Here is a 13,207-nt window from a genome sequence, read left to right as displayed (position 1 = left end):
GAAAAGAGCATGAAACTACTTGACAATGAAGCGCTAATAGCCTAGATTTACACCAGTTGGAGACCTGGATTTTCAACTAAAAAAGGGACAAATTCATGGACGAGAACAAGATGGGCGACCACGACTACACCACCTACATGGCGCACGACTACGACCACCTGAATTACGAGGGCGCCATCAAACTCAGCACGAGGCTGGACTCGCTACTAAAAGAATTTTAATTCTAAATTTAGGCCGATGAACAAGCAGGAACTCCAAGAAAAGTACAGAAAGCCCAAAGTCCCCCACGAATGGCGAGGGGCGAGCCTCCCTTCGAGACTCGTGAGCACGTTCTTTGGGGCTGGGATGCTCCCCAAGATGCCCGGCACCTGGGGAAGCCTGGCCGCGGCCGCGCTTGCCTACCCTATGGCCCTCTGTACCATTTGGTTCTTGCCTGCCGCGCTCATCATCTTTTTTGGAGCCATCCCCTTTGTGAACCGCGCCATGCGCGACACCAAGACCGAGGACCCGGGCTGGATCGTGATTGACGAGGTTTGCGGTCAGTGGGCGGCCCTCGCGTTTGTACCACCGGCGTTGATTGTAGAACGTCCGTGGCTGCTCGTCGTCGCGTTTGCGCTGTTCCGCCTGTTCGACATCCTAAAACCGCTGGGCATCCACCGTTTCGAGAAGTTCCCGCAGGGATGGGGCGTGATGGCCGACGACCTGCTGGGCGGCCTCTACGCGGGCATTTTGATGGCGGCGCTCGCCGCGGTTTTATAACCCGCAATTCCGCCCCGCCGGACAAAGCGACAAATTACGGGACTTTTACTCCCAAACCCCTGTGACATGCTTCACATTTCTTTTTTTTATCCATATTTTTTGGCGAAAAAATCAAAAAAAAGGCAAAAATAACCTAAATTAAACCACGGTGCATGTAATGTTTGGATCTATGTTCGTGTTTGGGGAGTCAAAAGAATCAAGGATTCAACATGAACAAGAAATTATATGCTATTGCACTGGTTGCAGCGGGCCTTATCCAGGTTGGCTGCTCCTCTGAATCAGAAGACGCAAACAACGGCATCGCACCCGACATGAGCGGCGACGTCATTGGTCTTGATCTCTCGAGCGCCTCCATTGATCCCGGCATCCCCACCGACCAGAGTTCCGCAGTTAATCCCGGTTCCAGCGCGGCTTTTGTGCCGACCAGCGGCGAGACCCTCCCCCCGGTCACGAGTTCGTTCAGCACGACGTACCCGCCAGAAAACCCAAAGCAGAACAAGTCCAGCTCTTCGCAAGACATCACCCCCGCGCTATCGAGTATTGCGGGCCCAAATCCTGTCTCTAGTTCAAGCACTGCTAAGTCCTCCTCCAGCAAAAAAGCTTCTACTAACGACGACAGCCTTTTGCCGCCCGCAGGTTTCTACACAAGCCTCACGGTGAACCCGCCGACCGCCACCATGGGCGGCGAGGTGCGTTGCTCGTTTGACGGCTCCGTGCCCACGCAGAACTCCGAGCAGTTCACTGCGGCAAAGCAAATCACCCAAAACTCTGTGGTACGCTGCGCCGAGTTCGTGAACGGGCAGGCGGTTCGCACCTCCACGCAGACCTATTTTATTAACGAGAACGTCCAAATGCCGGTGGTCGCCCTCACGGTGAACCATTACGACATGTTCGACTCGACCAACGGCCTCTACGCCACCGGCGAAGTGAACAGCAATCCCGGCGGCATGAACAACCCCGGCGGTCCCTGGGGCGGCGGTATGGGCGGCGGCATGGGCGGCGGCTTTGACTTTGGCGGTTTCGGCAACGTCAACGACGACAACAACCCCAAGTGCACCGAGCCCTGCGAACAGGCAAACTTCTGGCGCGATACCGAGCTCCCCGTACACGTGGAATACTTCGAGAACGGCAGCTCCACCAAGACCAAGACCTGGGAAATTGACGCGGGCATCTCCATCATTGGCAACTGGAGCCGCTACAAGCCCAAAAAGTCCGTCGCCATCAAGATGAGCTCGCAATACCAGGACGGCCGCCTCAAATACCAGCTCTTTGACACCCGTCCCGACGCCAAGAAGTTCAAGTCGTTTAACCTGCGCAACAACGGCAACCGTTTTTGGACCGACTACGTGGGCGACGCCATGATGACGAGCCTCATGGAAGGCACCAGCGTTGACTACCAGCGCAGCCGCCAGGTGGTGGTGTTCTACAACGGCGAGTACTTTGGCATCCACGACATGCGCGAACGCCTGAACCGCCACTTTGTGGAGACCAACTATGGCATTGAATCGTCCGAAATCAACATGGTCAAAATCAAGGGCTCTAGCCTCGAGGCGAGCGGCGAAGACGGCCGCACCGACGAGTACCAGCAAGTGCTGAACCTTTTCCAGTCAAATAACTTTGCAGGCGCCAACAACCAGCAGTACGAACAGCTCAAGACCAAGTTCGACGTGGGCAGCTTTGCCGAGTACATCCTCGCAGAAATCTACATGCACAACGGCGACTGGCCCAACAACAACGTGCGCGCTTGGGGCGGCAACGGCCACCCGTTCAAGTTCGTCATCTTTGACGTGGACCACGGTTTTGGCTTCACCCCGGGCATCTCAGGCTTTGACCCGCAAAGCACCAACATGTTCCAATGGATGAACAACAACGCCATGGACGCGAGGTCCCCCGCAGGCATGTTCAAAAAGCTCTGCGAAAACGAAGACTTCAAGAGGCTCTTCCTGAACCGCGCCGCGGTGCTCCTCACCAGCTACCTCACCTACGAAAAGGTGCAGGCGACGGTGAAGGCGATGATGGCGACCATCCCGCAGGCCGAACAGCAGCGCGACCAGCAGCGATTTCCCAGAAACCAAAGCCGTTTCACTTGGGACCCCACCGGCAATACGCTTGTCCAGTACGCCGCCAACCGCACGCAGACCGTGCGCCAGGAGGTGGAACAGCAATTTGGCGTGAGCGGCGAAGTCCAGGTGACGATTGCCGCGAGCGGCAACGGCGAAGTGCTGCTCGAGGACCTGAGACTCCCGAGCAAAAACTACAGCGCCAAGTTCTTTAACGGCGTGCAAATGAAGCTCACCGCCGTAGCGACCAACGGTTCCGTGTTTGCAGGCTGGGACGACGGCAGCACCGAGAACCCGCGCATTGTGAGCCCCACCAACGGCGTCACCTACACCGCGAACTTCAAGTAATTTCAAATAAGGTTGGAAAACACCAAGAGGTCGCCCAAGCGGCCTCTTTTTTGCTATATTTGCGCACAGAAAGCCATCGACGGGAGTGCCGAAAACATCGGCCACCCACCGCCACGTTTAACGAGGTATTACGATGGACTTAAAAATATTAGCCCAACCGGACGATGTCACCTGCGGGCCCACGAGCCTGCACGCGGTGTACACCCATTTTGGCTACAAAATTCCACTAAAGCAACTCATCTCAGAAATCGAATTCCTGGAAGAAGGCGGCACGCTGGGCGTGTTTTTGGGCATTGACGCCCTAAAGCGCGGCTTTGACGCCACCATCTACAGCTACAACCTGAAAATTTTCGACCCCACGTGGGTCGGGCTCTCCATGAAGGCACTCAGGGAAAAGTTGGTTTTACTCCACAAGGCAAAACACGCGCCAAAACTCAAAAAAGCCATTGAAGCCTACATCCGCTTTATAGACCTGGGCGGGCGCATCAACTTTGCGGACCTGCGCGCAGCCATGTTCGAAAGCTACTTCAAGCGGGACATCCCCGTGCTCACGGGACTCTCGGCCACGTACCTCTACAGGAGCAAGCGCGAATACACCGACGAGACGGACCATTCTGTTTTTGACGACATCAAAGGCGAGCCCATGGGGCACTTTGTGGTGCTCTACGGCTTCGACGAAAAGAAGCACTTTTTGGTGGCGGATCCCGACTGCACGAACCCCATGATGCAAGGCCCTTATTACAAGGTCGACAAGTTCAGGCTGATCCACAGCATTCTGCTCGGCATCGTCACCTACGACAGCAACATCCTTGTCGTGGAACCCAAAAAGAGTTAAACATAAGTCATGAAAAAAATAATCGTTGTCAACAACCCCAAGCATTGGAAGTTCCACATCCCCGAAGCCGAAATCGTTTCGGCAAAGGACTACCTCACAGAGCGCTCCTACACCAAGGAGAAAAACCTCCGCGTGTTCAACCTGTGCCGCGATTACAGCTACCAGAGCAAGGGCTACTATGTGTCGCTTTTGGCAGAGGCCCGCGGCCACAAGGTCATCCCGAACGTCAAAAGCATGCGCGATTTCAAGTCGCCCGCGGTGGTAAAAATCATCAGCGACGAAATCGACGAGCTCATCCAAAAGAGCTTTAGGCACTTGACGGGTACGGAGTTCGTGCTCTCCATCTACTTTGGGCAAAACGTGAGCCCGCAGTATCTGGAACTCTCGCAGGAACTGTACCGCATTTTCCAGGCGCCGCTACTGCGCGCCAAGTTCGTGTTCAAGCAAAAGTGGTTCATCCAGAGCATCCGCCCTATTTGCGTCGACGAAATCCCCGAGACGCACAAGGAGATGGTGGACCTGTTCGCGCAGGAATACTTTGAGAAGACCCGCTTTGTCTCGACAAAGAGCGACGAATACCTTTATGACCTGGGCATCCTCATCAATCCAGACGAAAAGGAGCCGCCCAGCAACAAGGAGGCCATCCACAACTTTATCGAGGCGGCGCAAGACACGGGATTCCGCGTGGAGCTCATCACCAAAAAGGATTATCACCGCGTGGGCGAATTCGACGCCATCTTTATCCGCGAGACAACAAACGTGAATCACCACACCTACGCGTTCGCGCGCCGCGCCCAGAGCGAGGGCATCGCGGTGATCGACGACCCCGACAGCATTTTGCGCTGCTCCAACAAGGTGTATTTGCAGGAGCTCATGGAGGTGGGACACATTCCCGCCCCCAGGACAATTATCGCCCACAGCGAAAACCGCCACACGCTCGCCAAGGAGCTCGGCTTCCCCATGGTCATCAAGGCGCCGGATTCCAGCTTTTCGATGGGCGTCAAAAAGGTGAACGACAAGGCTGAACTCGAGAAGGTGCTGGACGAGATGTTTGAAGGGAGCGACCTCCTGATTGCGCAGGAGTTCACGCCTACGGACTTTGACTGGCGTGTCGGAATTTTGGACGGCAAGCCGCTTTACGCCTGCCGTTACTTTATGGCCAAGAACCACTGGCAGATTTACAACTGGGACGCGAAAGACGAAAAGGGACTTTGCGGCAAGTACGACTGCCTGCCCATCGAGATGGTGCCCCACGGGATTGTGAAGACAGCCCTCCGCGTGGCTTCGATGATCGGCAACGGGCTTTACGGCGTGGACCTCAAGGAAGTGAACGGCAAGCCGATGGTAATCGAGGTCAATGACAACCCGAGTATTGACGCGGGCATTGAAGACCAGGTGGGCAAAAAGAAGGTTTACCTCGCGGTGATGCGCTCGTTGCGGCACCGTATCGAAGACCGTTTGAACGCCGCGCAACAAAAGATTCTGCAACACGACAGGGAAATGCTATTTTAGCGGCATGGGGGCGCTTCGCTTTGAGGAAATCCTCATAGGTTTATTATGGAAACTTTCAAGATCTGGGAACGCTTCGGCGTCGAAATGGAATACATGATTGTGGACAGGGACACCCTGCAGGTGCTCCCCCGTGCCGACGTGCCCCTCGGAAAGGACAAGGACGGCAACCAGCTCTCCGATACGGAATACGGCGACATTGGGCTCTCGAACGAACTGGTGAGCCACGTGCTGGAATTCAAGTGCGCCCACCCGCGTTCCACATTCGACGGGCTCGGCAAGCATTTTCAGCACGAAATCCGCAGGGCGAACAAGAAGCTCGAAAAGATCAACGCCATGCTGTTGCCAAGCGCGGCCCACCCGTTTATGGACCCGGCAGAGAAAGTGCTGTGGCCCTACGAGTGCAAGGAAATCTACGACACCTACGACCGCATTTTCGATTGCCGCGGCCACGGATGGGCAAATTTGCAGTCCACACATTTGAACCTCTCCTTTGACGGCGACGACGAATTTGGCGAACTGCACGCCGCCATCCGCATAATGCTCCCGCTCATCCCAGCCATTGCGGCGAGCAGCCCGTATTTGGACGGCAAGTTCAGCGGCTTTTTGGACGCGCGCATCGAGACCTACCGCCACAACCAAGACAAGATTCCAAGCATCGCGGGCAAGGTCATCCCGGAGCCGGTCTACACCTACGACGACTACAACCGCGTGATTTTTGACCGCATCAAAAAAGACATCGCACCCTACGACACCGAGCATCTGCTGAACCACTTCTTTTTGAACAGCCGCGGCGCCATCGCCCGGTTTGACCGCGGAGCAATCGAGATCCGCCTTGTGGACATCCAGGAATGCCCCAACGCCGACATCGCCATCGCCGAACTGGAAATTGCAACGCTCAAGGCGATTGCATGCGGGCGGTTCTGCAACGCCTACGGCATCAAGGATTACCGCAAAAAATTGCGGAACTTTGACACCGACAAGCTCTCGAACATGCTGACCGCCATCTCCAAGGGCGCGGAGGACACTGTCATTGACGACGTTGAACTTTTGACGCTTTTCGACATGGACCCGGCTGGCGACGCAGGCAAAAAAAGCGGAGTCACCGCGGGCGACATTTGGAAGCACATCTTTGAGGTGGTGCAGGGCGACCTCACCGAGGTCTCGCACGCCACAATGCAAAAGATGCTCCGTCGCGGGACGCTGGCAAGCGCCCTCCACAAAACGCTGGGCGACACGCCCACCCACGAAGCCTTTGTGAACGAATACAAGAAGCTGGCCGACTGCCTCGCCCACAACCGCCTCTACGCCACGCCAGAAGATGCATAAACAACGTCCCTACAAAGCCGCGGCAGTCCAAGGCAAAGACTTTATTGTCGTTACCTGCGAGCATGCGAGCAACGCTGTGCCCGCGGCTTTCCGCAAATACTTCAAAAGCGCCGCCGCCAAGGCCGCCCTCAAAACCCACCGCGGTTATGACATCGGCGCCTTGCGCGTCTACCGCCGCCTCGTCAGCCACCTCCATCCGGACTTTTGCAGCGAAGGCACATTCACGCGCCTCCTCGCCGACCTAAACCGAAGCCTCGGCAACAAGAATTTTTTTTCGGAATTCACACGCGACGCCACCACCGCCGACAAGGAGAGGATTGCCGCCCTTTGGCATGGCCACCGGGACCCCATACAAGAATTTGTGGCACAAGTTTTACGGCACCCCAAAAGCGCCGCAGCAAAAACGGGAAAAACCCGCGTCATCCACATCGCCATCCACAGCTTTACGCCGATACTGAACGGCGAAACCCGCAATACCGAAATCGGGCTGCTATACGACCCCAAACGCCCTGCAGAACGAACCTTTGTACAAAACCTGCGAAGTCAAATACTGAGGGCGTTCCAAGACCGCACCCCCCAAAAACCAAGAGTCCGTTTCAACTACCCCTACACGGGCTACTCCGACGGCCTCACGACTAGCCTACGCAAAGAGTTCGGCGAAAAATACCTCGGCATCGAAGTCGAGATCAACCAAAAACTTTTCAAATAACGGAATTGGCGCCCTAGTAATCCTTGACGCAGCGCACCGAGTACATGTTGCTCGACACGTCAAAATCCATGGTGAAGTCGCCCGGCGGAGCCAAGTGCCAGCCGTACGCGTCGCCATCCTCGCTGGTGGCGCTCCAAAAGTGCGCCGACACGCCCAAGTCCAAGAATTCGTCGGTCGCCCTGCCCGCGGGCACCACGTCAAAGCCGTAGCGGTCGCTGCCGTCCCACTTGTCGCGGGACTTGAGGCTCACCCAGGCGGCTTCCTTGCCGTCGCTGTCCTCGATAAACGTGCGAAACCGCTTCCATTCATCGTTCTCAGGCAGGTGCCAACCCGAGGGGCATGCCTTGGTAGCCGCCTCGAAGGTGTAGAGTCTGCCGTACTTGGTGCAGTTCTCGGCCTTGCCATCGTAACATTCGCTTCCGCTTATTTTATACGAAATATTCTCTGCCGTCCAGGTGATGGAGCCGATTACGACCGTGCGGTAGCTACGACCGTCGCGGCTGTCGCGCATGGAGCCTGTCTTGGGAGCAGCCCAAGCGAGCATGGCGAGGCAGAGCGTCAAAAGCAAAAAATGGAAAGTCTTCATAGCCATAATTTAATAATGCAGCAGCACCGAATCGATCTTTGCAGTCAAGCGCAAAGCCCCAAAACCGTTCAGATGGTCATAATCGTAGGCCAGGGAATCGGCATAATCGTGCGCCCCCATCTTGTTCTCGTCCATAAAGACAAAATTGTCGTACGCCAGTTGCATCGAGTCCACCTTGCTCAAAGCCTGTTCGGCGCAGCTACGGCGAATCGCATGGCGGCCAAACGAACCCGTCGTGGCGTAATAGGGGCTTTGCGGGAACACCACGCCCAAAACCAGCACGTTCCTCTCCTTCGCCATTTGCAAGATTTTCTCCAGTTCGGCGAGGGCGCGCTCGATTCTATCGGTACTGTCGCACCAGGTGGAATCGCCCAAGATGTCGACCTGGTTAAAGCCGCCCGTGGTCCAGGAATTTTGGTCGAGGATGTTGACCCAGCCCCTGTTAAGATGGTTCCCGTCAAAAACTTCCTGCTCGCTGAGGATCCTTTCGCTGATCTTCTTGAGTTCAGGCAAATCCTTATCTTCCCAAAAGTCGTGGTCCCTGTCGTAAAAGTAGCCCGGAATCGCGAGCAGGTTCTCGGCGACCTTCACATTCTCGGCATCATTCCACAAATCGGGATCAATCCCTACGATAACAGCCTTGAGACTCTTGGCGTGCCTGAACACATAGTTCTCCAAAACGTAAAGCGAAACGTCCATATCGGAGGGGATCGCCGCCATGTTATACGAACGGCCGTACGACAAAGCACTGGGGGCAAACGCCATGCTCATGCGCGAGGAGCCCACGGCCACGACCTCGAGCGAATCGTACTCGCTCCAAAAGGCGTTCATTTTGAACGAGAGCAGCGGATTGCTCACGTCAACGTAATACACGCACGCGCTGTCCAGGTTCCACTCGTTTTGCAAAACCATCTTGTTGGAGCCTTTGACCCACAAGCTCGGGTGCCACAGCTCTACACCGTCCACCAGCGGCATCACGGTGCTGTCGGAGAGATCCACCAAGACCACCCTACCGTGGACGCCATCGATATTCGCGAGCGTCGCCACCACAAGGTTCGCCGAGTCACCCACGACCCATTCGGTATGGTCAAAGCTGCGCCCACGAGGCGATGGAACCGCCTGCACCAGGGTCCCATTGCGGTCCGCCACCAAAAGCATCTCGTGCGACCCGTAACTTTTGCCCGCGAACTTGCGCCCCGTCCTGCCGCCAAAATCCAAAAAAAGCGTGCGGTGCGAAGCATCGCGGGAAAGCGAAACGTTGCACGCCTGTTCCCCCGCATACCACAGGGTGTCGCGCACCGCGGCGGAATCGGCGATACGGGCACGCAAAAGCCGAGCCCCCGTCACGGCAAGGTCTACGCCCCCCAAGGAGCCGTTAAAGTTCACGCCACCATGATAGGCGCCGTCAAAAAGCCTTTGGGGCACTCCAAAACGCCCCCCTTCAAACTTTACCTGCCATGTGGACGCGCCCTTGAAAACCGCCTCGTCCCTGTTGTTGGCGGAACTCGTCACATAAACGATCACCGTATCGCCCGAGGGCGTCACACGCCACCGCGGGATGCTCGCGTTCTCCACCTCGAGCTTCACGAGACCGCTCCCCTCGGCGTTCAGGTCACGCACGTAAACCGACGATTTCCCGGAAATGCCTTCCAGCCCGGTCGAGAACGCGACACGGTTGCCGTCCGGCGAAATCTCGGGATGGTAGACCTCCATGGTGTCGGGGATTTCCACCACAGAGAGCGCCACGGCGGAGTAATCCACAAACGCGAGATTCCCTGTGAGGTCATTGCGGAAGGCAAGTTTTGTACGGTACGAACCCGTAATGGACTTGACCTTCGCGGAGTTCGCAAGAATCGTCATTTGGCTCTTGTTCGCAGATCCGTTCGACGCCATCCACACAGCGCCGGGGATAGCCCCGTACGCAAGCCTAAAGCCCACGTACTCCTCCTTGGCAGACGACGTCACCTTGTACACATCCCCCTTGCGGTAACGCTTGATAGACAAAGGATCTGTACGGAAGCTCCCTCCCTTGACGACCCGCTCGCCATGCTGGCCTCCGTCGGGAGCGCCCACATAGTTGGTGACCGTCGTATCGTGGAAGTAGCCAAGCCAGTCGTTCACCCATTCCATCACGTTTCCCGCCATGTCGCAGAGCACCGAATCTTTTTTGCCGGAGAGGGACGCCCTGCCGCCGGCATCGCCCGACGTGCAGACCTCGTGCGCAACGTAATTGGAGTTGGACGCATTCCAGCTCGCCTCCGGATCCCAGTCGCCAGACGCCGCCAAGACCCACTCCGCCTCGGTAGGGAGCCTGTAGCCCTCCACCTCGGGGTGAAACGCCAGCCCATCCAAGTTCGTGCAATGATTGTCGGCGCTGAACGACGCCGAGATATAGGTGTAGACCGTATCCCTTTTATGGGAAACGCTCATGGCGTTCGCGAACAGCACCGCGTCGTAAAATGTCACGTTGACCAGAGGGAGGTTCGGATTCTCGCAATCGCCGAACTTCTTTAATGCCGACTGTTCCACCAGCTCCGCATACTCGCCGCAGGTCACCTCGTGTACTCCCATGAGGAAGTCGTAATCCAGTTTTACCCTCATGGAGGGCTGTTCGTTTGCCGGAACCAAAGAATCGTTCATGCCCAGGGTCAATTGCGCCCCGGCGACAAGGACCATGGATTTTGGAGAAAGATCCTGCGCGGAATCCAACAAAGTGGAATCGACTGCCAAGGAGTCGACCAACGAAGAATCCAATACAGAGGTATCCGCTATCGCGGTGTCGTTCGGGAGAGAGTCGGTCAAAAGCGTGTCTGTAAAAAGAGTGTCCACCACGGAAGTATCGCACTCAACAACGATTACAAGGTCCTCCTCTTCTTCGGCGGAGTCACTGCTGCTGCAAGCAGTCATGGCGAGCAGGGCAAAAAAAACACTCAGGACCAGCTTTTTCATAATCGTTTAACCAACTTTACAAAAATAGCTTATGGCCTCACCTACTTGAACTTCGCGATAAACTTGGAGCCGTCAACAGGGCTCACGAGGCGCGGGTTTTCCATGTTGCCGTCCGACCAACCGTCGAATACACTCCCGCCCGTCGGCGTCGCCGTCAGCAGCATGTCGTTGCCGGCGAAGAACGTTCCGGTATAGTTCGTACTCGGGAGTTTCATCCCGTCGAGCAAGACGTTTCCGTTGCCCGTGGAGCCGATCGTCACCGAAATATCATCACCCAAACCGAATTCCAAGCGGTACTCCCTGCGGACGGCAGCGGTCCTGGTGCTCGCATAAGACTTGAGTGTCGCTCCGGTCTTGTCGAAGGAATGTTCGTTCCTCGGGTACATCTTCATATCGCGATCCATCTCGGCATACGGTATTGTCGCCGTCATGCGGTCCGTCGCCTCCACAACCCTTTCATAAGAGAGGTAATAGTCGAGCATGACCGCGGAATGGTTGATAAAGAGACGCCTAAAATCGGGATTCTCGATCAGCTTGATGTAAATCTGGGCAAAGCAATGTGAAGTGAAACACATGTTCGTCCCACCCTGCTTTATCCAGCTGAACATGTTGTGGCTCGTATAATTGAACCCGCTCACGGCCCAGTCCCAGCCGAAACCGTGGTCGACGTCAAAAATCATGAACTTGAAAGGCTGATCCGCCGTATTCCAGGCGCGCACGTTGTTGTCGGGCCAGTCACCGTTGTGGATGTAAATTTCAGCAGCCATGTAATCCGCATAGTTACCGACATCCATCATGGTCTGGAGTTTCTCATAGGCAGCAGCATCCGTCCCAAAATCACTCTTGTCGATAAAATCAAGCATTTCAAGGTAAGAATCCGCCGAGCCGCCGCTTGCCGTCACGGTAGTCTCTATGTGCTTCACCATGTTCACCTGCTTGGAATCGATACCGTAGTTCGTCTCGACAAAATGTTCGTTCAGGCGTTCGCGCATGTCGAAAATCCCGTAGTAGGCGCCATTGTAAAACACAACCACTTGGCGACTCCTCTGGTAATCTACCCCGCTCCCTTCCATAAGGCTCGTGAGCACCGGGTCTTCAATGTAGTCACTCACAAAGCGGTTACCGTTATTCCTCAAGTTGAAAGCCTTGAACTTGTTGGCTTCGGGCCTGGTCTTGAACAACGGGAACTTGATACGGCCGTCCTGATATTCGCTCTTCATCTTGATGGCCACAGACTTCTTGGCCCTGTAACGGCTCCACTGGCCAATAATGGAAAGACCCGCATCAATCTGCCAGTCCCTCTTTGTCGAAGCACTGCCGTTTTCGAAGAACTCCACATGGACGGGGAGTTCCAGGTCCCACCAGTAATTCGCCTCACGGCATGGTTCCGCGCAGTACGAAACGCCCTGGCTGTAGTAGCCGTTCTTGGAATCAAACATCTTGTACGGGTCCACGCTAATAGCCACAACCGGCATGGAGACCTTCTCGTTTATAAAAAACGTATGGCTTGACTTGCGCGCAACAGAATCACCGACGAATTCCGCACAGCGTACTACCGTATTGCGATTCACCACATAGGGCTCCACAAATTCCTCCGCAACGGAGGTCGGCTCGGAACCATTGAAGGTACAGCGGATTTTACCGCCATATTCAGGCGCAGGCACAGGAATCGTCAATTCGTCATAAAAACCCGCCGGAGGCAGGAGGCGGACCTTGGAAGCTTCTTCACTGGAGCCTTCATCGTCGGGGTCCTTCGCCGCAGAATTTGCGGCAGAGCTGCTGGAAATTCCAGAGCTGCTGGAAATTCCAGAGCTGCAGGAGATTCCAATGCTGCTAGAGGAACCCGAGTCGCTCGAAACATTCGCGGAACTTACCGCAGACGTCGAAGATGTCCCCCTGGAGCTGCTAGAAGAATCGCCACAACAGGCTCTCTTTTCGAGATACCAGGAATAGAGCGAATCCGTAAGTTCGATGCTATCGAGATTCAGCATGGCCGCAGGGGCAGAAACGATTTCATCGCCCCAGCCATCCGATTCATCGTCACTGCACGACGCCACAAGCGCCAATACAACAGAACCGAGCAGAAATTTTTTCAAAATAACTTTAAACATCGTTTTTCCCCG

The 13,207-nt window shown here is 55.7% G+C and carries 10 protein-coding genes; 7 read left to right on the top strand and 3 right to left on the bottom strand.

Going from position 1 to position 13,207, the window contains the following annotated elements:
* Positions 1 to 95: 95 nt before the first annotated feature.
* The 7 genes from BUB55_RS14660 to BUB55_RS04020 all read left to right on the top strand — a co-directional run bounded on the left by BUB55_RS14660 (position 96) and on the right by BUB55_RS04020 (position 7,549).
* A complete protein-coding gene (locus tag BUB55_RS14660; RefSeq protein ID WP_255369486.1) occupies positions 96 to 221 on the top strand; it encodes a hypothetical protein in 126 nt (41 codons plus the stop codon).
* A gap of 16 nt (positions 222 to 237) precedes the next feature.
* Entirely contained in the window at positions 238 to 759 is a 522-nt protein-coding gene (locus BUB55_RS04045) for a phosphatidylglycerophosphatase A family protein (protein WP_073188437.1), read from the top strand.
* Positions 760 to 968: 209 nt separating this feature from the next.
* Positions 969 to 3,167, top strand: a complete 2,199-nt coding sequence (locus BUB55_RS04040; protein ID WP_083596868.1) for a CotH kinase family protein — start codon at positions 969 to 971, stop codon at positions 3,165 to 3,167.
* 133 nt (positions 3,168 to 3,300) lie between these two features.
* Positions 3,301 to 4,002, top strand: a complete 702-nt coding sequence (locus tag BUB55_RS04035; RefSeq protein ID WP_073188435.1) for a cysteine peptidase family C39 domain-containing protein — start codon at positions 3,301 to 3,303, stop codon at positions 4,000 to 4,002.
* Positions 4,003 to 4,011: 9 nt separating this feature from the next.
* Positions 4,012 to 5,514: a RimK family protein gene (locus tag BUB55_RS04030; protein WP_073188433.1), complete on the top strand. Its 1,503-nt coding sequence runs from the start codon at positions 4,012 to 4,014 to the stop codon at positions 5,512 to 5,514.
* A 45-nt stretch (positions 5,515 to 5,559) separates the two neighbouring features.
* The gene (locus BUB55_RS04025) at positions 5,560 to 6,840 is read left to right on the top strand and encodes a carboxylate-amine ligase (protein ID WP_073188431.1); all 1,281 of its coding nucleotides are present in this window, start codon (positions 5,560 to 5,562) and stop codon (positions 6,838 to 6,840) included.
* Entirely contained in the window at positions 6,833 to 7,549 is a 717-nt protein-coding gene (locus tag BUB55_RS04020; protein ID WP_073188429.1) for an N-formylglutamate amidohydrolase, read from the top strand. The genes BUB55_RS04025 and BUB55_RS04020 overlap by 8 nt, the downstream gene beginning before the upstream one ends.
* 13 nt (positions 7,550 to 7,562) lie before the next feature.
* On the opposite strand, the gene BUB55_RS04015 is transcribed toward BUB55_RS04020, so the two are convergent.
* From BUB55_RS04015 to BUB55_RS04005, 3 genes are read right to left on the bottom strand one after another with little or no spacing between them, the layout of a single operon-like run.
* Positions 7,563 to 8,135 (bottom strand): FISUMP domain-containing protein, encoded by a 573-nt coding sequence (locus BUB55_RS04015; protein WP_159431925.1) that lies wholly within the window; start codon positions 8,133 to 8,135, stop codon positions 7,563 to 7,565.
* A 9-nt stretch (positions 8,136 to 8,144) separates the two neighbouring features.
* A complete protein-coding gene (locus tag BUB55_RS04010; protein ID WP_073188425.1) occupies positions 8,145 to 11,084 on the bottom strand; it encodes a TIGR02171 family lipoprotein in 2,940 nt (979 codons plus the stop codon).
* 41 nt (positions 11,085 to 11,125) lie between these two features.
* Positions 11,126 to 13,180 carry a CotH kinase family protein gene (locus tag BUB55_RS04005; RefSeq protein WP_073188449.1) on the bottom strand — a complete coding sequence of 685 codons (2,055 nt, stop codon included), beginning with the start codon at positions 13,178 to 13,180 and terminating at the stop codon, positions 11,126 to 11,128.
* Positions 13,181 to 13,207: the final 27 nt, after the last annotated feature.

Origin of the sequence: Fibrobacter sp. UWP2 (assembly GCF_900141705.1) — a bacterium.
GTDB lineage: Bacteria > Fibrobacterota > Fibrobacteria > Fibrobacterales > Fibrobacteraceae > Fibrobacter.
The sequence above is the reverse complement of the archived record's forward strand: the minus strand, read 5'-3'. Positions and strand labels throughout refer to the sequence as shown.